This window comes from Nocardia sp. NPDC046473 (assembly GCF_040645995.1).
GTDB lineage: Bacteria > Actinomycetota > Actinomycetes > Mycobacteriales > Mycobacteriaceae > Nocardia.
Window position 1 is genome coordinate 424,662 of record NZ_JBEYZJ010000009.1, and the last position, 22,100, is coordinate 446,761.

The window sequence follows — 22,100 nt, forward strand, 5'->3', positions numbered from 1 at the left end:
CGTCCAGGACGTACACCGGGCGGCCTGATGAGGGTCGAGGTCGCCCGGCGTCACCGCCCACGTGGTCCGGCACGCGGGCACTGACGAATTAGGTGAGCCCCCTGATGAATTCGGCCAGGTACTGACCGCTGTAGTCGGGCTTACCGTTGTTCTGCACCGCGGCCGCGCCGATGGTGTCGATGTGTGTGTAGCCGGGCAGGGTTTCCACCTGTGCGGTGGCTCCGGTCGGCACCCAGGTACCGACGCCGTACTGCACAACACTGTCACCCGCGTAGGCGATGAAGTTCGGCTTGGTGCGACTCATGTTGTGGTAGCGCAGGTTCACCATGTCACCGCTGCGCGCTCCGGTCATCCCGGCACCGAGATCGATGATCATGCGCAACGGAAAGTAGGTCTCCCAGTAGGCCGTTGGCGCGCCGGTGCCCAATTGACGGGCCACCTCGTTGATGTCGGCGGTCTCCCGGCTCGGCGCGGTCCACGGCACACCGACGACGTCGTTGTAGTTGCGCCAGGTGTAGAGCGCGTTCCGGTCGGTCGGCGCGACGCGCGTCTGCGGGCCCGCGCTGATCCGCAGGTAGTTGCCCAACACCGGAATCTGGGTCGCCCCACCGCCGTTCGGGAACGTCTTCTCCTGCACGGGCCCGCCGGAGAGCGCGCCGACACCCTGCTGCAGCAGCGCGAAGTTGCCGGAGTTGTTGTCGATGAACGTGCCGAGCAGCGCCGCGTTGGTGAACCGGTAGTCGCGAATGGTGCCTTCGCCGTCCCCGCCACCGGTCGCCACTGCCGCCCAACTCTGGCCGAACATCGTCGTGAGCGTCGCGTCGATCTCGGGATCGTGCAGATGAGCGAGCAACTGGCTCTCCTCATCCGGCGCGAGATGCGCGGCGAGCCCGGCGAGTCGGTAGAGCACCATCGCCTTGGTGCCGATCACCGGAACGGGACCGAGCGTGCGCATCGGCAGCACACCGCTGTCGAAACCGGCCTTCAACACATTGTTCGTCGGCCCCATGAGCGCGTCGGTGATGTCGTGGAAGAACGGCGTGTTCTGAATGGCGGCCGGATCCGACGAGACCATCGAGTCCTGCGCGGCGAACGCGGCGCACTGGTTGTAGCCCGCATCGGCCTGGGTGGCCGGGTTGCCGTCGAAATCCCAGTCCGCGAAAAACCCGGTGACCATCCCGCCCATCGAAATGCCGGTGCAGACGTATTTGCGTTGCCGCTCGGCCTGATCCGGGATCTCGTGCAGCATGATCTCGTACTGGTCGCGGATCACCCGCTCCACGCCGATCGAATCGAGAATCGGCAGGTCCTGTGAGCTCTTGAAGCCGGGGAAGGTGCGTCCGTCGATGGGCTTGCCGTTGAAGTAGTAGTCGACCGCGTCCAGGTAGTTCCCGGTCTGTAAGGCGTAGTCGAAGCCGGCTGTCTCATCCAAGCAGGCGCCGCGGCGCGCCAGCGACCAGAACTCGATGTTGCGACCCAGCGTCTTCGCCGAGCGCACGGTGTTGCCCGCGACGCCCTCGGAATTGACTGCGCCACCGGCCAATCCCTGCTGTTGCACCACTACCGCGTCGGCATCGCGCGAGTTCTCCGGGCCGCCGACCGGCCGATACCGCAGGTAGCCGGTGCGATCGCACGCCTGCGGATGCGCGGGCGCGTTGGCAGGCAGCGGCAGCCGAAAGCTGACGTAGGAGATCGCGATTCCGTTGCGCGTCGCCACCGGCTGCTCCTGCCGATCCGTCGCCACCGATGTGGGCGGTTCGTCGGCCGCCGCCGCCGGACCCGGCGGGAGCAGACCGGCGGCAACCACCGTCAGCACCACCGTTGCCGCCCAACCATTTCGGCGCTCAACGCGCCGCCTCCGCTGTGGTACCGACCGTCCGAGACGCAACGCTGCATTCCTCACGGTGAGTGACGTTGCCATGCGGAACGGGCCACGTCACTGGGAGATATGTCAGGAGTTGGCCGGAGAGTTCATGCACTTCGCCAAGATCACCACCGGCTGATCTCGGTGAAAGTTGCCCCGGCTCAGACGGTTGTTGCAAAACTGCCCAACGGGATTCACTCCTGGCCGATCGTGCTCGGCGCGCAGCTGCTGCCAGTCCGACTGCTCGCTGCCGGATCCACCGCAGACCAGATCGTCCGCGCGAGTGATCGACCGCCGCGCGGAACCTACCCGGCGGCCGATTCGAACACTCTCCCGGACGGCCGCTTCAAGCCAGGTTCCACCGGTAGGTTCGCTGTCCGGACCTGACCGTCGATGACCGCTCCGGCGCGCCGGTACTGCGGACGAGTCTCCCGATTCACGCCCTCGGATACAGTCGCCCCATGTTCCGCGTATGGGTGTTCGCGCTGGTTACTGCGGTGACGACGACGTGGGTTGGGGTTCCTGCCGAGGTTTCGGCGCAGGAGCCTGCCGGGCGTGCGGTGATCGCGCAGATGTTCGGCTGGAATTGGCGATCGATCGGACGTGAATGTCAGTCGACGCTCGGCAGGCTGGGGTACGGCGCCGTGCAGACCTCGCCGCCGGAGGAGCATTCGCTCTTGCCGGAGAAGGGGTTTCCGTGGTGGCAGAGCTACTCCGCGGTGTCGCACAAGTTGGAGAGTCGGTTCGGTACGCGTGACGAGCTGGCGTCGATGGTTCGCAGCTGTCATGACGCGGGCGTGCAGGTGTATATCGACGCGGTGATCAACAACATGTCCGCGACAACCGGGTGCGGCATCGGCAGCGGGGGCACGCCGTACTGCCACTACTGGTATCCAGCAGTGCCGTATAACGATCGCGACTTCCACCATTGCGGGACTCCCGACGATGCCGTCACCGACCTGCATGACCGCTCGCAGGTGTTCAACTGCCAGTCGTTCAACGGAGCAGACGTGGCGACCGAGGACGACTCCGTTCGGGATCGGATCGCCGCTTACCTCAACGACCTGCTCTCCATCGGCGTCGACGGTTTCCGTGTCGACTCGGCCAAATACATTCCGCCCGAAGACCTCGCGGCCATCGAACAGCGACTGACCCGACCGGCCTACGTCTATCAGGAAGTCATCTACGGCTGGCAGGAAGCCGTACAACCCGAGGAGTACCTCGCGACCGGCGCGGTAATGGACCTCCGCTACGCCGGAACCTTGAGCCAGATCTTCCGCCAGGGCCGCCTCGCCTGGCTCCGCACCTTCAGCTCCGCCCTGCCGTCGGACAAGACCGTGGTCTTCGTGGCCAACCACGACACCGAACACAACGGCTCCACCCTGACCTACGCCGACGGCGACCGCTACACCCTGGCCAACGCATTCATGCTCGCCTGGCCCTACGGCCGCCCAAAAGTGCTCAGCGGCTACGCATTCAACTCCTATGACGAGCCGCCACCGTCCGATCCGCTCGGCCGCGCCCTGGACAGCACTTGCGGAGACGGCCACTGGTTGTGCGAGCACGCTTGGCCGGGCATCGCCGGCATGGTCGCTTTCCACCAGCAGGTCCAAGGTCAGCCGGTGGTCGACTGGTCCGACAATGGTGCCAACCGGATCGCGTTCGGCCGCGGCAACGAGGGATACCTCGTCATCAACGGCGAGGACTCCCCGGACACCGAAAGCGTCTACCACACCTCACTTCCCGCAGGCCGCTACTGCGACGTCATGCACGGCACGGTCCAGGCGGGCTCCTGCACAGGCCCGACCTACGAGATCGACGGCGCCGGGGCGCTGCACGCCGAGGTCGCCGCACAATCCGGACTCGCACTCCACACCGGCGCCACCGTCGCCGAGTAACCCTGTTGCCTATCGATAGACGTAACTGGGTGACTTGTCGCCCATGACCCACGTGCCGGCCATATCGGATCGACGATCGCCGGGTCGCGATGGCAAGCTTGTCGCATGGTGATCACAGAATGAGCCGAGGTGTGTTGGTAACCGGGGCTTCCCGGGGGATCGGGCGGGCAATTGCCCTGGCGTTCGCGGAGATCGGGGATCGAGTCGCGGTCCATTACTCGTCGAGTCGCGACGATGGTGCGGAGACGTTGCGCAGGTTGCCGGGAGAAGGGCATGTGCTCGTCAGCGGGAACATCGGATCCGCAGATGCGGTCACCGGGATCGTCGAAGCGGCGATCGAAGGACTCGGTACGGTCGACGTGCTGGTCAACAATGCCGCGGTCAACATCGCACATCCGGTGGCCGACACCGACTACGCCGACTGGCAGCAGGCATGGCGGCAAACCATGGACGTCAACGTCTTCGGGACCGCCAACATGTCCTACTGCATCGCCCGGCACATGATCGACAAGGGCATCGCAGGCCGAATCGTGAACATCGGCTCCCGCGGCGCATTCCGCGGCGAACCCGAATACGCAGGCTACGGCGCAAGCAAAGCCGCAGTACACGCACTCGGCCAATCACTCGCAGTCGAACTGGCACCGCACGGCATCGCCGTCGCCTCCGTCGCTCCCGGCTTCGTCGCCACCGACCGAGTCGCCCACCGTGTCACCGACGACGTCCGCGCCCAAAGCCCCTTCGGCCGCGTCGCCGCCCCCGAGGAAATCGCCTCAGCCGTCCGCTATCTCGCCTCACCCGAAGCAACCTGGACTTCCGGCTCCGTCCTGAACGTCAACGGCGCCTCCTACCTCCACTGACGGGACCGTTGTCGCCCGCCGCCGCGCACTTTCTCGCCCGCCGCGCACGAAACTGCTAGCAATTTCGTGCGCGGCTGCACAATTCATGCGCGGCGAGAACTTCTTGACGACGATCAGATCGGTAGGGCGCCGCGGCGTAGGAGGTGTCGGAGTGAGTGCGGTACAGCCAGTACTCCCGTGCCCTCGGTTGGGATGTGCGGGCCGAGGCTCGCCAGGTTGATCGACAATCGCTGTGCTGCTGCACGTGCACCGAATACCAGGTCTTGTGCAGGCTCGGCGGCCGGGATGCGACCATCAAGTTCTGCTGGATCGGGCTCCTGGTTTTCTGGCGGCAAGCGATCATCACCGTTACGGTCATCCAGCACGGACTCATAAGCTTCTGCCCAATCGTGCTGCTCTTGCGCCGGGCGTGGCTCGCGCCCGTGCTCGTTGGCCGTCATCCAGGCATCCAATTCGGCGAGTGAGTCCACGGGGTCATCTTCTTCGCACCGATAGACGTAGACGTCATCGGAAGACACACAGTGCATGCGGATTTCGCCGTCCCCGGCGATGCACCACTGGCTCCGAATGGTGCCCGCGTAGTCGTCGATGATGAACTGCTCGTACCAGTGCGCGGCACCGAACCGCAGGCTCAATTTCTCCATCCGCTGATACAGCTCGTACCGGCTTTGCGGCGAGGTCGAGGCAGGTATCAGTCCGCCGAGCGTCTCGTTCCGGCAGAAAACCAGGGTCCATCCGTCCAGCACCGGAGAGACGAATACTTCTGGGAAAAGGCCGTGCCGATAGAGCTGCGAATTCTCGGTCCAGAAATCGCCTTGGCGCAGCGCCCACGTGTCGGTGGGCATACGCTCCGGTGCTGCTCCCTGCCATGGCGCGAATCCCATCCGCATCGTCGCCGGAACCGGATCAGTGAGATCGAGCGCGTCCAGGACCGCGGCCTGATCGGTGGTAGGCAGCGCGAACCACGCGCCGTCGCGCATGCCGACGGATTGAGGTGCTTCGCCTTGCTGTTTCATCCGGATCAACCGTCGCAGCAGCACCAGATCTTCCGCAGGGATGTGTTTCCACCCGAACTCAGCAAGCATCACCAGCGCTGCTCGCCCCGCAGCCGAGTTCGACCGGCGTACCAACCGCAGTGCGTCTACGATGCCCGGCCCAAATCTCTCCAGCGCCCACCTCGCCTTGTCCCGAACCGTTTCGATCGAACTGCCCAGTAGCGCGAGGAGAACAGGCAGGTGACGGCAGCGGTGTGCGGCATAGACTTCGCCACACCCATCCCACGTCGTGCAGCGGATCGGTGCAGTGGACTGCTGGGGCGAGATCTCCGGCATCCGAGTGGCGGCAGGCAGTCCGAGCGTGACCGACAGCCGCCCCCTCAACCCTTCGCTCGACGCATCCACCAATGCGCCGACCAGAAAGTCGAAATCCATCGGTCTGCGCAGCACCTCGATGCATTCCGGCCAGGCGTAATCGAAACGCTTGTCGGCCAACAGTTCCATCGCCATCTGGACGCGCGGCACCCGGTAGTAGCCATTGCGAGTGTCCACCCAGCACACACGAGTTCGAACCTCCGGATCGGTGTCGGTCAACAGCGTCCGGAATTGGTCTTCGGCGAGACCGTCTATCAGGAGTCCATAGAACAGGTCTCGATTACTGTCATCGACGAGCAGATCCAGCGCATCCCAGGTCTGCCGCCGGATCCTCGGGTCGGCATCGGTGGCCAGCGACCGCACGTCTTCCAGCAACTCTTCCCCTGCTTCGCCGCGAAAACTCCACCATCGCAGCCACTCCTGCGGCCCCGAGTGTTCGGCAAGCAAGGCCTGCAGCCTGTCCCAGTCGACCTTCATCACCGTCGCAACATAGCGAACCGCACCGACTGGAAAGCGAGGGAGCCGTCGGCCCATCAGGAACAAAATGAAGCCGCACACCGTCTGGGTGACCCGAACACCTCGGATAGCGGGTGGTACGGGTCACCCAGACGGTGTGCGGCTGGAGAACTACTTCAGCGGACGAAGGTTGCGGCTCGGTCTGCCAGGTCGAGGACGAGCTGGGGGAAGATGCCGAGGATGAGGGTGGCTCCGGCGCCGAAGGTTACGACCGTGGTGGTGAGGAAGGGGGAGACGACGAGGGGAGCGTCGGTGGGTGGGTCGGTGAAGAACATCAGGACGATGACTCGGATGTAGAAGAAGGCGGCGATGGCGCTGCAGATGACACCGACGATCACCAGGAAGGTGGCGTCGCCGGCGGCGGCGGCTTCGAAAACGGCGAACTTGCTGACGAATCCGCTGGTCAGTGGGAGACCGGCGAAGGAGAGCAGGAACAGCGCGAAGACGCTGGCCAGCCAGGGGGAGCGGCGGCCGAGGCCGGCCCATTGGGACAGGGCGCTGACTTCCTCGCCGGAGGCGTCGCGCACGAGGCTGACGACGGCGAACGCGCCGACGGTGCCGACGCTGTAGGCGACGAGGTAGAACAGGATCGCCGAGACACCCTTGTCGTTGGCCGCGACCAGGCCGGTCAGGATGAAACCGGCATGTGCGACAGAGGAATACGCGAGCATCCGCTTGACGTCGGTCTGCGTGATCGCCATGATCGCGCCGACCGCCATGGTGGCGATGGCGATGGCGGCGAGCACCGGCCGCCAGTCGTCGCGCAGCCCGGGCACCGCGACCTGCAGCACGCGCAACAACGCACCGACTGCCGCGATCTTGGTGGCGGCGGCCATGAACGCCGTAACCGGTGTCGGCGCACCCTGATACACATCGGGCACCCAGGACTGGAACGGCACCGTGCCGATCTTGAACAGCAGCCCGACCGCGAGCAGCGCCACCCCGAGCAGCGCGAGCATCGCGTTATCGGGATGCAGCGCAATGGCATCGGCGATCCCGGCCAGCTTGACCGTGCCCGCCTGCCCGTACAGCAACGCGACACCGTAGAGGAAGAACGCCGACGAGAACGCGCCGAGCAGGAAGTACTTCAGCGCCGCTTCCTGCGACAGCAGCCGCTTGCGCCGAGCGAGCCCGCACAGCAGATACAGCGGCAGTGACAGCACCTCGAGCGCGACGAACATGGTGAGTAGATCATTCGACGCCGGGAACAGCAGCAACCCGCCGACCGCGAGCAACGTCAACGGGAACACCTCGGTCGTCGCGATCCCCGCTTTCAACGCGGTCCGCTCCATCGCACTCCCCGGCACCGAGGACGCTTGCGGCGTAAACGCATCCATCCCGCGCCCGAGCGTCGCCGCGGCCACACTCCAGGTCCCCGGCCCGCTACGCGCCTGGACCCGCGGCTCGGCGCCGCGCTCGCCCATGAACAGCACACCGAGGATCGACACCACCAGGATGGTGCCCTGCAGGAACAGCGTCACCCCGTCGATGGCAACCGCTCCGCCGATCGCGGTGGCGTTGGTCCCCGCCAACAGCACCACCGCGACCAGCGCGCCGACCAACCCGACAACGCTCAACAGCAGCTGCGCGCCGAACCGGAACCGCCGCCCCGTGAACGCTTCCACCAACACACTGATCACCGCGACACCGAACACGATGAGCATCGGCGAAAGATGCCCGTATTCGATGTTCGGCGCCGGAATCGCCGCGGCGAGGGTTGTTCCGTAGTCCAAGGAAGTCACTTAGGCCGTCCTCGAGAAGGAGATCACCGCGGCGAGCAGCCCCGCGACGATGAGAGCGATGGCGACGCGAACACTGGTGCGACTCATTTGTGGACACCTCCGGGATGATCGGCCTTGCCGGCCTCGGGCAGCGCGGGCACCGCCGGTGCCGGGTCGTGCTTGCCGATGGTGGTCAACGTCTGGCTCACCGCGGGATTGATGAAGTTCAGGATCGGTTTCGGATACACACCGAGGAACAGCAGCGCCGCGATCAACGGCACCACCACCGCGAGTTCGCGGGGCACCAGGTCGTAGATGCGCTCGTTGCCGTCCTTGACCGGTCCGGTCATCATCCGCTGGTACATCCACAGCACATACAGCGCCGCGAGCACCAGCGCACCGGTCGCGATGACCGCCGCGACCTGGTAGCGGGCGAAGGTGCCGACCAGTACCAGGAATTCGCTGATGAACGGCGCGAGCCCGGGCAGCGACAGGGTCGCCAGGCCGGAGATGAAGAAGGTGCCCGCCAGGATCGGCGCCACCTTCTGCACGCCGCCGAAGTCGGCGATGAGCCGGGTGCCGCGGCGCGACACCAGGAAGCCCGCGATGAGGAACAGCGCGGCGGTGGAGATGCCGTGGTTGACCATGTAGAGCGTCGCGCCGGTCTGTCCCTGACTGGTCATCGCGAAGATGCCCAGGATGATGAACCCGAAGTGCGAGATCGAGGTGTAGGCGATCAACCGCATCACGTCGGTCTGTCCGATGGCAAGCAGCGCACCGTAGATGATGCCGATCACCGCGAGGGTGATCACCAGTGGCGCATAGGTACTCGACGCGTCCGGGAACAGCATCAGGCAGTAGCGCAGCATGCCGAAGGTGCCGACCTTGTCGACCACCGCCATCATCAGCACCGCACTCGATGGTGTCGCGGCGACGGCGGCGTCGGGCAGCCAGGTGTGCAGCGGCCACAGTGGCGCCTTCACCGCGAACGCGAACATGAACCCGAGGAACAGCGCGTTGAGCACCGCGGGTGCCGCGCCGAGCTGCCCGGAGTTGGCCGCGGTGACCACCGTCCGGAAGTCGAAGGTGCCCGCCGATCCCGCACCGAGCCCGTCGCGCGCGGTGACCACGTACAAACCGATCACCGCGGCCAGCATGATCAGTCCGCCGAACAGGTTGTACAGCAGGAACTTCACCGCCGCCCGCGACCGCTGCTGGCGCAGTTCGAGATTCGCCGACCGCGGCCCGAACCCGCCGATGAGGAAGTACATCGGAATCAACATGGCTTCGAAGAACACGTAGAACAGCAGAATGTCGAGCGAGACAAAGGAAATCAGCACCATCGCCTCGACCAGCAAGGTCAGCGCGACATAGGTGTGCGACACCCGCCGCCCACTGCCGACTTCACGCTCGTCATGCCAGCCCGCCAGAATCAGCAACGGCACCAGCACCGTGGTCAACAGCACCAACACCAGCGCGATCCCGTCGACCCCGACGGTGTAACCGGCCCCGAACGCCGGAATCCATTCATGGTCCTCGACGAACTGGTACTGCGCCCCACCGGGTTCGAAGCGCACCGCCAGCACAATGGCGAACACCAGCACCGCCACCGACACCGCCAACGCCAGGCACCGTGCGAGCACTCGCTGCGAAGCGGGCAGTACCAGCACGATGACCGCGCCGATCGCCGGCGCCAACCACAACGTGGTCAACCAGGGAAAGTCGGTCACGACCACAACCTCACTGCCAGCAGGGCAGCGGCCACCAGGGCCGCGCCGGTGAACATGGACAGGGCATACGAGCGCACGAAACCGGTTTGGACGCGGCGGATCCGACCCGAGAGCCCGCCGATCAGTGCGGCGGTTCCGTTGACGATGCCGTCGATGCCTCGGTTGTCGAGGAAGACCAGTGCGCGGGTCAGGTAGCTGCCCGGACGCATGAAGGCCGCCTCGTTGAGTGCGTCACCGTAGAGGTCCTTGCGGGCCGCGATGGTCAACGCGGACACGGCTTCCGGTGCGGTTTCCGGGATTTGGCGTTGCGCGTACTGGTAGTAGGCGAACCCGACACCGATCGCGACCACCACCAGCGCGAGCGCCGTGACGACGCCCGCGGGCACGGTTTCTTCGCCGTGATGCGCACCGACCACCGGCTCGAGCCAGTTCTGCAGCGAGGAACCGAACGCGAACAGCGCACCCGCCGCGACCGATCCGATGGCCAGCAGAATCATCGGCCCGGTCATCACCGCGGGAGACTCGTGCGGATGGGTGTCGGGCTTCCAGCGCCGCTCACCGAAGAACGTCAGGAACATCACCCGCGTCATGTAGAACGCAGTGAGCCCCGCACCGAGCAGCGTCACCGTGCCCAATGTCAATCCGCTTGCGCCGCCCTGGTTGAACGCCACCTCGATGATCTTGTCCTTGGAGAAGAACCCGGCGAACGGCGGGACTCCGATGATCGCGAGATACCCGAGCCCGAAGGTGACGTAGGTGATCGGCAGCAGTTTGCGCAGTCCGCCGTAGCGGCGCATGTCGGTCTCGTCGTCCATCGCGTGCATCACCGAACCAGCTCCGAGGAACAGCCCGGCCTTGAAGAACCCGTGGGTGAGCAGATGCATGATGGCGAAGGCGTATCCGGCCGGGCCGAGGCCCGCGGCCAGCACCATGTAACCGATCTGGCTCATCGTCGACGCGGCGAGCGCCTTCTTGATGTCGTCCTTCGCGCAACCGACGATCGCACCGAAAAGCAGTGTCACCGCACCGACCAGGACCACCCCGAGCCGAGCATCGGGCGCCAGATCGAAGATCGGCCCGGACCGCGCGATCAAGTACACACCGGCGGTCACCATGGTGGCCGCGTGGATGAGCGCCGACACCGGAGTCGGGCCTTCCATCGCGTCCCCGAGCCAGGACTGCAGCGGCACCTGTGCGGATTTACCGCACGCGGCGAGCAACAGCAGCAACCCGATTGCGGTGAGCGTCCCTTCCCCGGCCTGCGGCGCACCCGCGAACACGTCGGTGAAGTTGATCGACCCGAATGTCGAGAACATGACGAACATCGCGATCGCCAACCCCATGTCACCGACCCGGTTGACCACGAACGCCTTCTTGGCCGCGGTAGCCGCGGTCGGCTTGTGGTACCAGAACCCGATCAGCAGGTAGGACGCCAAACCGACGCCCTCCCAACCCAGATAGAGCACCAGGTAGTTGTTCGCCAGCACCAGCAGCAGCATGGCCGCGAGGAACAGGTTGAGGTAGGCGAAGAATCGCCGCCGTCCCGGATCGTGGCTCATGTAGCCGATGGAATAGATGTGGATCAGCGAGCCGACACCGGTGATCAGCAGCGCGAAACACATCGACAGCTGGTCCAGTTGGAGGCTGAAGTCGGCCTGCAGGCCGGAGACCGGCACCCAGCTGAACAGGTCGGTGTGGATGCCGCGTTGCGCGTTGTCGCGCCCGAGCATGTCGAAGAACCCGATCCCGGCGACCACGAAGGCGGCCAGCGCCAGCACGGTCCCGAGCAGGTGGCCCCACTTGTCGCTGAAACGACCGGTGAGCAGAAGGATTACCGCGCCTGCGAGGGGCAGGGCGGGCAGCAGCCAGAGCGTCGCCGTCTCCATCTCAGAACTTCAACAGGTTGGCGTCGTCGACCGAGGTCGAGCGGCGGGCGCGGAAGATGGTCATGATGATGGCAAGGCCGACAACGACTTCGGCCGCGGCGACCACCATGGTGAAGAACGCGAACACCTGGCCGTCCAGGTTCGAATGCAGCCTGGCGAAGGTGACGAAGGCCAGGTTCGCCGCATTGAGCATCAGCTCGATGCACATGAACACCACGATGGCGTTGCGCCGCAACAGCACTCCGGCCGCGCCGATGGTGAACAGCAAGGCGGACAGGAACAGGTAGTTCTCGGGATTCACCGGTTGCCTTCCTCGTCGCTCTGGTTCTCGGTCACGCCGGCGGGCATCGCATCGTCCGCCGCGACCGAGATAACGGCCGCTTCGGTGAGCGCCCGGGTGCGGCGGTGCCGCAGAATGGTGCTGACCGACAGTTCCTCGAAGGACCCGTCGGGCAGCCTGGCCGGAACGTCGACCGCGTTGTGCCTGGCATAGACGCCGGGCGTCGGCAGCGGGGTGGCGCGGTGGCCCGCCTCGCGGAACCGCCGCACCGACATTTCCCGCTGGCCGATCTTCGGCCCGAACTGCTCGCGGTGCGCGAGCACCATCGCGCCGATGGTGGCGGTGATGAGCAGCGCGCCGGTCAGCTCGAACGCCCACACGTAGCGGACGAAGATCAGCTCGGCGAGCTCGCCGATCACGTCGCGTCCGGCGAATCCGGTTGCCGGGAAGGTGATTCCGGATTCGCGGATGCCGCGGGCGATGCCGCTGATCAGCAGCAGGCCGAACCCGAGACCGACCGCGGCGGCCGCGAGCTGCTGCCCGCGCAGGTTCTCCTTCAGCGATTCGGTGGAGTCGACACCGACCAGCATGAGCACGAACAGGAACAGCATCATGACCGCGCCGGTGTAGACGACGATCTGCACCACCCCGAGGAACAGCGCGTCCTGGGCCATGTAGAACACGGCGAGCACGATCATGGTGGCGGCCAGGCAGATCGCGGAATGCACTGCCTTGCGGGCGAACACCATGCCGAGCGCGCCGACCACGGCCAGCGGCGCGAGCACCCAGAAGTTCACCGCCTCGCCGGTGGAGGTCCGGGTGAGCGGCTCGGCGGCGAGGATGAATTCGTTCACCGCGACCCTCCTTCCACGCCCGCCACGACGGGCTCTTTCGGACTGTCCGGCGCGGCGTTTCCGTTGCTGCCGTTGGGTTCCCGGATGTTGCCGAGCACGTTGCCGAGGTAGTAGTCGCCCTCGTCGGTGCCCGGCGCCATGGCGTGCGGTGGCGCGGTCATGCCCGGCTGCAGCGGAGCGAGCAGCCGGTCCTTCTCGTAGATCAGGCCGGCGCGGTTGTCGTCGGTCATCTCGTAGTCGTTGGTCATGGTCAGCGCCCGGGTCGGGCAGGCCTCGATGCAGAGGCCGCAGCCGATGCAGCGCAGGTAGTTGATCTGATAGACCTGCCCGTACCGTTCACCGGGCGAAAAGCGTTCGGTCTCGGTGTTGTCCGCGCCTTCGACGAAGATGGCGTCGGCGGGGCAGGCCCAGGCGCACAGCTCGCAGCCGATGCACTTCTCCAGCCCGTCGGGATGCCGGTTGAGCTGATGACGCCCGTGATAGCGCGGCGCGGTCGGCACCTTCTGTTCCGGATAGAACTCGGTGTTCGGCTTCTTGAACATGGTCGCCGCGGTGACCAGGAACCCGGCCAGCGGATCGAACAGCCCCGACTTGGCGACCTCGCGGGGATGTTCGGGCAGCGGCGGTGTCGGGAAACCGAGGAAGACCGCCGAATCCGCAGCGGCTGCCGCGGGTTCCGGCTCGGCAGGCGCTGCGGCGCCGCCCCGGCGCCCGGCCCGCAGGAACGTGCCGACCAGCAGTACCGAGATCACCACGCCGCCGATGACCAGCGCCGGCGTCTGCACGTGATAGCCCTCGGCCTGCAGCACCCGGGCGCCGCCGACCAGCATCACCCACAGCAGCGAGGTCGGGATGAGCAGCTTCCAACCGAGGTTCATGAACTGGTCGTAGCGCAGGCGAGGCAGTGTGCCACGCAACCAGATGAACACGAACAGGAAGCCCCACACCTTGGCGGTGAACCACAGCACGGGCCACCAGCCGGTGTTGGCGCCGGCCCACAGGCTCAACGGCCACGGCGCGTGCCAGCCACCGAGGAACAGCGTGGTGGCGAGCGCGGAAACCGTTGCCATGTTGATGTATTCGGCCATCATGAACATGGCGAACTTCAGCGACGAATACTCGGTGTGGAAGCCACCGACCAGCTCGCCCTCGGCCTCGGGCAGGTCGAACGGCGCCCGGTTGGTCTCACCGACCATGGAGACGCAGTAGATGAGGAACGAGGGCAGCAGCAGGAAGACATACCAGGTGTCGTGCTGTGCGGCCACGATGCCCGAGGTGGACATCGTGCCGCCGAGCAGGAACACGGTGGCGAAGCACAGCGCCATCGCGATCTCGTAGGAGATCACCTGCGCGGTCGAGCGCAGCCCGCCGAGCAGCGGATAGGTCGAACCCGACGACCAGCCGGCGAGCACGATGCCGTACACGCCGATCGAGGTGATCGCGAGGATGTAGAGCACCGCCACCGGCATATCGGTGAGCTGCAGGGCGGTGTGGTGGCCGAAGACGGAAACCTCGGGGCCGAACGGGATCACCGCGAACGCCATCACGGCTGGGATCAGCGAGATGATCGGCGCCATGATGAAGATCGGCTTGTCCACGATGGCCGGGACGATGTCTTCCTTGAGCGCCATCTTGACGCCGTCGGCGATGCTCTGCAGCATGCCGAACGGGCCGATCCGGTTCGGGCCGATGCGCATCTGCATGCGCGCCACGATCTTTCGCTCCGCGACCACCGCGATCATCGGGATGAGCAGCAGGAAGATGAAGATGGCGACGGACTTCCCGATCACCAACCACAGGGGATCGTGGCCGAACAAACTGAGGTCACTCATGCCTGTGCTCCTTCATCCTCTCGTCGGCCCGCCGCAACTGCACGATGCCGCCGGGCTGGGTGGCCAACTGTTCGGCGATCGAGCTGCCCGGTGAGTGCTGCGGCAGCCAGACCACCCGGTCGGGCAGGTCGGTGATGACCAGCGGCAGCGTGACGGTGCCGTGCTCACTGGCGACGGTCACCAGATCGTCTGTCGCGGCGCCGATTTCGGCGGCGGTCGCGGGCGACAGCCGGGCGACCGGGGTGCGGGCGATGCCTGCCAGGTTGGGTTCGCCGTCCTGCAGGCGGCCCAGGTCGAGCAGCATCCGCCAGCTGGCCAGCACCGCGGTGCCGGGTCCGGGCTGGGTCAGCGGATGTGGCCGATGTGCCGGCGCCGCGACGGCCGCACCGTCCCAGGCGCCGAGTTCAGCGAGTTCGGCGCGAGCCGCGTCGGTGTCGGGCAGGCCGAGGCGCACCTTCATCTCGTCGGCAATCGCTTGCAGCACACGCTGATCCGACAGCGGGGCGGACTGGCGGCGCACCATGTCGTCGCCCATCGCGGCGGCGAACGGGCGCGGCCTGCCCTCCCAGTTGCGGAAGGTGCCGGATTTCTCCATGGCGGTGGCGACCGGGAACACGACGTCGGCGCGATCGGTGACCGCGCTGTGCCGCTGTTCCAGGCTGACGACGAACCGTGCGGCATCGATGGCGGCCAGCGCGCCGCTCGGATTCGGCAGGTCGGCGACGTCGACGCCACCGATCACCAGCGCACCGAGACCGGGCGCGGCGTCCAGGATGGCGGCGGTATCGCGACCAGCCGTGACGGGCAGGTCCGGCACATTCCAGACGGCCCGAACCTGTTGGCGGGCAAGCGGATCCGCCACCGGCCGACCGCCGGGCAGCAGACCGGGCAACGCACCGGCCTCGACGGCACCACGCTCACCCGCGCGACGCGGCACCCACGCCAGCGCGGCACCGGTCTCGTCGGCAAGCCGGACCGCGGCGGACAGCGTACCGGGAATCCCGGCCATCCGCTCACCGACCATGATCACCGCGCCTGGTTCGCGCAGCAGTCGCGTCACATCGGCGATCTGCGTGGGATCAGCTCCCACAGTGGCGTTTTCGCCGGTACGCACCGCGTCGAGCAGGTGCGGTTCGGCACCGGGCATCGCCTGCATCAGCTTGCCCGACATCCGGTCCAGCCCGCGCGAGGAGTACGGCGCCATCGAGTAGATCGGCAGGCGACGCTTGCGTGCGGCCTTGCGCAGCCGCAGGTAGACGATCGGCGACTCTTCCTCCGGCTCGAAGCCGACGAGCAGCACGATCGGCGCGGACTCCAGGTTGTCGTAGCTGACCGCCATGCCCTGGCCCGCGACGCGGGCGGCGAGGAAGTCGGCCTCCTCGGCCGAGTGCACCCTGGCGCGGAAGTCGACATCGTTGGTGCCCAACGCGATTCGCGCGAATTTTGCGTAGGCGTAGGAGTCTTCTTCGGTGACCCGGCCACCCACCAGCACGCCCGCGCTACCGAACGCGGCGGCCAAGCCTTCCGCGGCGGCGGCGAGCGCCTCGGACCAGGAGGCCGGTGCGAGGTTGCCGTCCCACCCACGAACCAGCGGCGTGGTGAGCCGGTCACGTTCGGTCGCGTAGGCGAACGCCCACCGGCCCTTGTCGCAGTTCCATTCCTCGTTGACCTGCGGGTCGTCCCCGGCCAACCGGCGAAGCACCTTGCCCCGACGGTGATCGGTGCGCTGCGCGCAACCGGAAGCGCAGTGCTCACACACATTCGGGCTCGATACCAGATCGAACGGGCGGGCACGGAACCGATAGCTGGTCCCGGTCAGCGCGCCGACCGGACACACCTGCACGGTGTTGCCGGAGAAGTAGGAATCCAGCGGTTCGGCCTGCGCGGTGCCGACCTGTTGCAGCGCACCACGTTCCAGCAGTTCGATGAACGGGTCACCGGCGACCTGCTGGGAGAACCGGGTGCAGCGCGCGCACAGCACGCAGCGTTCCCGGTCCAGCAGCACCGCGGTGGACAGCGGAATCGGCTTGGGATAGGTGCGCTTCTCGCCCTCGAACCGGGTTTCGGCGCGACCGGTGGACATCGCCTGGTTCTGCAACGGGCACTCACCGCCCTTGTCGCACACCGGGCAGTCGAGCGGGTGGTTGATGAGCAGCAGCTCCATCACACCCTCTTGCGCCTTGTCGGCGACCGGGGAGGTGAGCTGGGTGCGCACCACCATGCCGTCGGTGACGGTCATGGTGCACGAGGCGACCGGTTTGCGCTGGCCCTCGACCTCGACGATGCACTGACGGCACGCGCCGACCGGGTCGAGCAGCGGGTGATCGCAGAAGCGCGGGATCTGGATGCCGATGAGCTCGGCGGCCCGGATCACCAGGGTGCCCGCGGGCACGCTGACCGTGGTGTCATCGATGGTGACGCTCACCAGATCCGCGGGCACGACCCCGCTGGTATTCGCATTCACAGTGGCAGTCATCGCACTCCTTCCGTGTGTGCTGCTGCGGCCTGATCGCGCGAATGCGGCACGGCCCCAACGCCGTTCGACCACGCGGTGGACCGAGCCGGATCGAACGGGCAGCCGCCGCTGGTGACGTGCTCGACGTACTCGTCGCGGAAGTACTTCAGCGACGAGATGATCGGGCTGGCCGCACCGTCGCCGAGCGCGCAGAACGACTTGCCGTTGATCGTGTCGCTGATGTCGAGCAGCTTGTCCAGGTCGGATTCGGTGCCCCGGCCGGCCTCGATCCGCTGCAGCAGTTGAACCAGCCAGTAGGTGCCTTCGCGGCACGGAGTGCATTTGCCGCAGGACTCGTGCATGTAGAACTCGGTCCAGCGCAGCACCGCGCGCACCACGCAGGTGGTGTCGTCGAAGATCTGCAAGGCCTTGGTGCCCAACATGGATCCGGCCGTCGCGACGCCCTCGTAGTCGAGCGGCACATCGAGGTGCGCGTCGGTGAACAGCGGGGTGGAGGAACCACCCGGCGTCCAGAATTTCACCGTGTGCCCGGTGCGCACGCCACCGGCATAGCCGAGCAGCTCGCGCAGCGTGACACCGAGCGGTGCCTCGTACTGGCCGGGCCGGTGCACGTGCCCCGACAGTGAGTAGAGGGTGAACCCAGGGGACTTCTCGCTACCCATCGACCGGAACCACGCGGTGCCGTTGAGGAGGATCGCCGGCACGCTGGCGATGGATTCCACGTTGTTCACCACGGTCGGGCAGGCGTAGAGACCTGCGACGGCCGGGAACGGCGGGCGCAGTCGCGGCTGACCGCGACGGCCTTCCAGGGAATCCAGCAGCGCGGTTTCCTCACCGCAGATGTAGGCGCCCGCTCCGGCGTGCACGATGAGTTCGAGGTCGTAACCGGAGCCGAGGATGTTGCGGCCCAGGAAGCCCGCCGCGTAGGCCTGCGCGACCGCGGCTTGCAGTCGGCGCAGCACCGGCACTACTTCACCGCGCACGTAGATGAACGCGTGCGCGGCGCGGATGGCGTAGGAGCCGATGATGATGCCCTCGATCAGGGCGTGCGGGCTCGACAGCATCAGCGGAATGTCTTTGCACGTACCGGGTTCGGATTCGTCGGCGTTGACCACCATATAGTGCGGCTTCAGCACGCCGTCGGGTCCGGCGCCCTGCGGGATGAAGCTCCATTTCATGCCCGTCGGGAAGCCCGCGCCGCCACGGCCGCGCAGTCCGGCGTCCTTGACGGTCTGGATGACCTGATCCGGCTCCATCGCCAGCGCCTTGCGCAGCGCCTGGTAGCCGTCGTGGCGGCGGTAGGTGTCCATCGTCCACGACTGCGGGTCATCCCAGTACCTGCTGAGTACAGGGGTCAGCGTCATTTAGGCGCCCTCCGAATCCTGTTGCGGCCCAGGAGCGTTCATGTTCTGCTCACGTGCGACGTGCAGCCCGGCCAGCGTGGCCTCGCCCGCCGCGTGGTCGAGCACGCCGGGCCGCTCGTCGGGGAAACCGGCCAGGATGCGCGCGGTCTCCTTGAACGTGCACAGCGGCGCGCCCCGAGACGGCGTCACCTGCTGACCCGCACGCAGCGAATCCACCAGGGCCTGAGCCGATTCCGGGGTCTGGTTGTCGAAGAACTCCCAGTTGACCATGATCACCGGCGCGAAATCGCAGGCCGCGTTGCACTCGACATGCTCGAGGGTGATCTTGCCGTCCGCAGTGGTCTCGCCATGCCCGACGCCAAGATGCCGTTCCAGCGCGGCGAGAATGGCGTCGCCACCCATCACCGCGCACAGCGTGTTGGTGCACACGCCGACGTGGTAGTCGCCGGTCGGGGTGCGCCGGTACATCGAGTAGAACGTGGCCACCGCGGTGACCTCGGCACCGGTCAATCCCAGCTGGTCGGCACAGAAGTCGATGCCGGTGCCGGTGACGCAGCCCTCTTCGGCCTGCACCAGATGCAGCAGCGGCAGCAGTGCCGAGCGTGGCTCCGGATAGCGGCCGATGATCTCCTTGGCGTCCAGTTCCAGCCGTTCGCGGATGAACGGCTGGAACGGTTCGGGCCTGGTGCTGAGCTTCAGCATTATCTCGGTCATCGGTCCACTCCGCCCATCACAGGGTCGATGCTGGCGACTGCGGCGATCACATCGGCGACCATGCCGCCCTCGCAAGTCGCCGCTACCGCTTGCAGATTGGTGAACGAGGGGTCGCGGTAATGCACCCGGTAGGGCCGGGTGCCGCCGTCGCTGACCATGTGCACGCCGAGCTCGCCGCGCGGTGACTCGACGGCGGTGTACACCTGACCGGCCGGCACCCGGATGCCCTCGGTGACCAGCTTGAAGTGGTGGATGAGTCCCTCCATGGACGTGCCCATGATCTTGCCGATGTGCTTGGGGGAGTTGCCGAGTCCGTCCGGGCCGAGCTGCAGGTCGGCGGGCCAGGCGATCTTCTTGTCGTCGACCATCACCGGGCCGGGACGCAGCTTGTCCAGGCACTGTTCGACGATCTTGAGCGATTCCTTCATCTCGTCCACGCGAATCACGTAGCGGCCGTAGCAGTCACAGCCCGTGGTGGTGGGGATGTCGAATTCGTAGTTCTCGTAACCGCAGTACGGCTGAGCCTTGCGCAGATCGTGTGGCAGGCCGGTGGCGCGCAGTACCGGGCCGGTGATCCCGAGGGCCATGCAGCCCTGCAGGTTCAGGTAGCCGATGTTCTGGGTGCGGGCCTTCCAGATCGGGTTCGAGGTGAGCAGCTGTTCCATGTCCGCGAGCCGCTTGGGCATCAGGGCAAGCAGCTCACGGACTTTCGCGACACCGTCGTCGGGCAGATCCTGCGCCAGCCCGCCCGGCCGGATGTAGGCGTGGTTCATCCGCAGCCCGGTGATGGTCTCGAACACGTCGAGGATCAGTTCGCGTTCCCGGAAACCGAACAGCATCGGGGTGAGCGCGCCGAGTTCCATGCCGCCGGTGGCCAGTGCCACCAGGTGTGAGGAGATCCGGTTGAGCTCCATCAGCATGACCCGAATGATGTTGACCCGCTCCGGGATTGCCTCGGTGATGTCGAGCAGCTTCTCCACGCCCAGGCAGTACGCCGTCTCGTTGAAGAACGGCGAGAGGTAGTCCATTCGGGTGACGAAGGTGACGCCCTGGGTCCAGTTGCGGAATTCCAGGTTCTTCTCGATGCCGGTGTGCAGGTAGCCGATGCCGCAGCGGGCCTCGGTGACCGTCTCGCCCTCGATCTCGAGGATGAGCCGCAGCACGCCGTGCGTGGACGGGTGCTGCGGGCCCATGTTGACGACGATGCGTTCTTCACCGGCGCCACGCAGCGAGTCGGAGACTTCTTCCCAGTCCTGACCGGCGACGGTGACAACAGTGGGTTCCGGCCCAGCGTCGCCTGCGACGTCGGGCCGGGTGTCGGTGTCGTTCAGCCCACCCGTCGCCCGACCGCCACCCCTCACGGAATCGCTTCGCGATGCAGTCATTAGTTGTACGCCCTCCGCTCGTCGGGCGGCGGTATCCGCGCGCCCTTGTACTCGACCGGGATCCCGCCCAGCGGGTAGTCCTTGCGCTGGGGGTGACCGCGCCAGTCGTCGGGCATCAGAATTCGAGTGAGCGAGGGGTGCCCGTCGAAGATGATGCCGAAGAAGTCGTAGGTTTCCCGCTCGTGCCAGTCGGTGGTCGGGTACACCCCGTACAGCGACGGAATGTGCGGATCGGTGTCGGGGGTGGACACCTCGACGCGCAGCCGCCGGTTGTGCGTGATCGACATGAGCGGATACACCGCGTGCAGTTCGCGGCCCGCGTCGTCGGGGTAGTGCACGCCGCTCACGCCGAGGCTCAGCTCGAAACGCAGTGCGGGATGGTCACGCAATACCTGCGCGACGACCACCAGGTGCTCGCGGTGCACGTGCAGGGTGAGTTCGCCGCGGAACACGACGATCTTCTCCAGCGCGGTCTCCAACCGGGTGCCGGCCGCGCCGAGCGCGGTGCGCAGTGCGTCGACGACCTCGTCGAAGTAGCCGCCGTAGGGTGTCGGCGTGCTGCCGGGCAGGCTGACCGGGCGGACCAGGCCGCCGTAGCCGGAGGTGTCGCCGGAGCCGGTGACACCGAACATGCCGTGCCGCACGCCGATTACCTCGGCGCCGGCCTGCTGGTCGTCCTCGCTGGGCAGGGTGGCTTCCGCTCCTGCCGTTGCGGCCGCGTCTGTTTCGTCGTGCGCGGTGGTGGTGTTGTCGGCGGAATCGAACGTCATCGCAGCAGACCCTCCATCCGGATGGTCGGGGTGGAGGCCAGCGCCGCCGCCTCGGCGGCCTTGATGGCCTCTTCGCGATTGACGCCGAGCGGCATCTCCTGAATCTTGGCGTGCAGCGTCAGGATCGCGTTCAACAGCATCTCCGGGCGCGGCGGGCAGCCGGGCAGGTAGATGTCGACCGGCACGACGTGGTCGACGCCCTGCACGATGGCGTAGTTGTTGAACATGCCGCCCGAGGACGCGCAGACGCCCATGGCGAGCACCCATTTCGGCTCGGTCATCTGGTCGTAGACCTGACGCAGCACCGGGGCCATCTTCTGGCTGACCCGGCCGGCGACGATCATCAGATCGGCCTGCCGCGGCGAGGCGCGGAACGCCTCCATGCCGAAGCGGGCGATGTCGAAACGGCCACCGCCCGTTGCCATCATCTCGATGGCGCAGCAGGCGAGGCCGAAGGTGGCGGGCCACAGCGAGCCCTTACGCATGAACCCGGCGAAATCCTCAACAGTGCTCAGCAGGAATCCGCTGGGCAGTTTTTCCTCTAACCCCATATCCGACTAACCTTCACTTCCACTCGTCGCCC

The 22,100-nt window shown here is 66.5% G+C and carries 16 protein-coding genes and 1 pseudogene; 2 read left to right on the forward strand and 15 right to left on the reverse strand.

All coding sequences use genetic code 11. The features are described 5' to 3' along the window. Positions 1-88: 88 nt before the first annotated feature. The gene (locus ABZ942_RS32470; protein ID WP_357388732.1) at positions 89-1,819 is read right to left on the reverse strand and encodes a hypothetical protein; all 1,731 of its coding nucleotides are present in this window, start codon (positions 1,817-1,819) and stop codon (positions 89-91) included. A gap of 506 nt (positions 1,820-2,325) precedes the next feature. Here ABZ942_RS32470 and ABZ942_RS32475 point away from each other — a divergent pair. Further along, on the forward strand, positions 2,326-3,762 hold the full coding sequence (locus ABZ942_RS32475) for an alpha-amylase family protein (protein ID WP_357388734.1): 1,437 nt from the start codon (positions 2,326-2,328) through the stop codon (positions 3,760-3,762). Positions 3,763-3,881: 119 nt separating this feature from the next. After that, positions 3,882-4,619 carry an SDR family oxidoreductase gene (locus tag ABZ942_RS32480; protein ID WP_357388736.1) on the forward strand — a complete coding sequence of 246 codons (738 nt, stop codon included), beginning with the start codon at positions 3,882-3,884 and terminating at the stop codon, positions 4,617-4,619. 113 nt (positions 4,620-4,732) lie between these two features. Here ABZ942_RS32480 and ABZ942_RS32485 read toward each other — a convergent pair whose 3' ends face one another. The 14 genes and pseudogenes from ABZ942_RS32485 to ABZ942_RS32550 all read right to left on the reverse strand — a co-directional run bounded on the left by ABZ942_RS32485 (position 4,733) and on the right by ABZ942_RS32550 (position 22,068). After that, positions 4,733-6,469: a hypothetical protein gene (locus ABZ942_RS32485; protein ID WP_357388738.1), complete on the reverse strand. Its 1,737-nt coding sequence runs from the start codon at positions 6,467-6,469 to the stop codon at positions 4,733-4,735. A 152-nt stretch (positions 6,470-6,621) separates the two neighbouring features. Continuing rightward, entirely contained in the window at positions 6,622-8,247 is a 1,626-nt protein-coding gene (nuoN, locus tag ABZ942_RS32490; protein WP_357388740.1) for an NADH-quinone oxidoreductase subunit NuoN, read from the reverse strand. 83 nt (positions 8,248-8,330) lie between these two features. Continuing rightward, the gene (locus ABZ942_RS32495) at positions 8,331-9,956 is read right to left on the reverse strand and encodes an NADH-quinone oxidoreductase subunit M (protein WP_357388742.1); all 1,626 of its coding nucleotides are present in this window, start codon (positions 9,954-9,956) and stop codon (positions 8,331-8,333) included. Continuing rightward, positions 9,953-11,842: an NADH-quinone oxidoreductase subunit L gene (gene nuoL, locus ABZ942_RS32500; RefSeq protein ID WP_357388744.1), complete on the reverse strand. Its 1,890-nt coding sequence runs from the start codon at positions 11,840-11,842 to the stop codon at positions 9,953-9,955. Before nuoL ends, ABZ942_RS32495 begins: the two co-directional genes overlap by 4 nt. A gap of 1 nt (position 11,843) precedes the next feature. Beyond that, positions 11,844-12,143 (reverse strand): NADH-quinone oxidoreductase subunit NuoK, encoded by a 300-nt coding sequence (gene nuoK / locus ABZ942_RS32505; RefSeq protein WP_357388746.1) that lies wholly within the window; start codon positions 12,141-12,143, stop codon positions 11,844-11,846. Then, on the reverse strand, positions 12,140-12,976 hold the full coding sequence (locus ABZ942_RS32510) for an NADH-quinone oxidoreductase subunit J (protein WP_357388748.1): 837 nt from the start codon (positions 12,974-12,976) through the stop codon (positions 12,140-12,142). The genes nuoK and ABZ942_RS32510 overlap by 4 nt, the downstream gene beginning before the upstream one ends. Next, the gene (gene nuoI, locus ABZ942_RS32515) at positions 12,973-13,596 is read right to left on the reverse strand and encodes an NADH-quinone oxidoreductase subunit NuoI (protein ID WP_357389028.1); all 624 of its coding nucleotides are present in this window, start codon (positions 13,594-13,596) and stop codon (positions 12,973-12,975) included. Before nuoI ends, ABZ942_RS32510 begins: the two co-directional genes overlap by 4 nt. 36 nt (positions 13,597-13,632) lie before the next feature. Next, a pseudogene (nuoH, locus tag ABZ942_RS32520) lies at positions 13,633-14,808 on the reverse strand (NADH-quinone oxidoreductase subunit NuoH); the annotation flags it as partial. Next, a complete protein-coding gene (locus tag ABZ942_RS32525; RefSeq protein WP_357388750.1) occupies positions 14,801-17,284 on the reverse strand; it encodes an NADH-quinone oxidoreductase subunit G in 2,484 nt (827 codons plus the stop codon). The pseudogene nuoH and the gene ABZ942_RS32525, both read right to left, overlap by 8 nt. Then, complete coding sequence (gene nuoF, locus ABZ942_RS32530; protein WP_357388752.1) at positions 17,281-18,648, reverse strand: NADH-quinone oxidoreductase subunit NuoF; 1,368 nt, start codon at positions 18,646-18,648, stop codon at positions 17,281-17,283. Before nuoF ends, ABZ942_RS32525 begins: the two co-directional genes overlap by 4 nt. Continuing rightward, on the reverse strand, positions 18,649-19,350 hold the full coding sequence (gene nuoE / locus ABZ942_RS32535; protein ID WP_357389030.1) for an NADH-quinone oxidoreductase subunit NuoE: 702 nt from the start codon (positions 19,348-19,350) through the stop codon (positions 18,649-18,651). 8 nt (positions 19,351-19,358) lie between these two features. Beyond that, the gene (nuoD, locus tag ABZ942_RS32540) at positions 19,359-20,747 is read right to left on the reverse strand and encodes an NADH dehydrogenase (quinone) subunit D (RefSeq protein WP_357388754.1); all 1,389 of its coding nucleotides are present in this window, start codon (positions 20,745-20,747) and stop codon (positions 19,359-19,361) included. After that, positions 20,747-21,517: an NADH-quinone oxidoreductase subunit C gene (locus tag ABZ942_RS32545; RefSeq protein WP_357388756.1), complete on the reverse strand. Its 771-nt coding sequence runs from the start codon at positions 21,515-21,517 to the stop codon at positions 20,747-20,749. The genes nuoD and ABZ942_RS32545 overlap by 1 nt, the downstream gene beginning before the upstream one ends. Then, the gene (locus ABZ942_RS32550) at positions 21,514-22,068 is read right to left on the reverse strand and encodes an NADH-quinone oxidoreductase subunit B family protein (protein WP_357388758.1); all 555 of its coding nucleotides are present in this window, start codon (positions 22,066-22,068) and stop codon (positions 21,514-21,516) included. Before ABZ942_RS32550 ends, ABZ942_RS32545 begins: the two co-directional genes overlap by 4 nt. Positions 22,069-22,100: the final 32 nt, after the last annotated feature.

Excerpts from the sequence above, each read along its gene's own strand:
- ABZ942_RS32475 (WP_357388734.1), top strand. The coding sequence starts at position 2,326 with ATGTTCCGCGTATGGGTGTTCGCGCTGGTTACTGCGGTGACGACGACG.
- ABZ942_RS32480 (WP_357388736.1), top strand. The coding sequence starts at position 3,882 with ATGAGCCGAGGTGTGTTGGTAACCGGGGCTTCCCGGGGGATCGGGCGG.
- nuoL (WP_357388744.1), bottom strand. The coding sequence starts at position 11,842 with ATGGAGACGGCGACGCTCTGGCTGCTGCCCGCCCTGCCCCTCGCAGGC.
- ABZ942_RS32525 (WP_357388750.1), bottom strand. The coding sequence starts at position 17,284 with ATGACTGCCACTGTGAATGCGAATACCAGCGGGGTCGTGCCCGCGGAT.
- nuoF (WP_357388752.1), bottom strand. The coding sequence starts at position 18,648 with ATGACGCTGACCCCTGTACTCAGCAGGTACTGGGATGACCCGCAGTCG.
- nuoE (WP_357389030.1), bottom strand. The coding sequence starts at position 19,350 with ATGCTGAAGCTCAGCACCAGGCCCGAACCGTTCCAGCCGTTCATCCGC.
- nuoD (WP_357388754.1), bottom strand. The coding sequence starts at position 20,747 with ATGACTGCATCGCGAAGCGATTCCGTGAGGGGTGGCGGTCGGGCGACG.
- ABZ942_RS32545 (WP_357388756.1), bottom strand. The coding sequence starts at position 21,517 with ATGACGTTCGATTCCGCCGACAACACCACCACCGCGCACGACGAAACA.
- ABZ942_RS32550 (WP_357388758.1), bottom strand. The coding sequence starts at position 22,068 with ATGGGGTTAGAGGAAAAACTGCCCAGCGGATTCCTGCTGAGCACTGTT.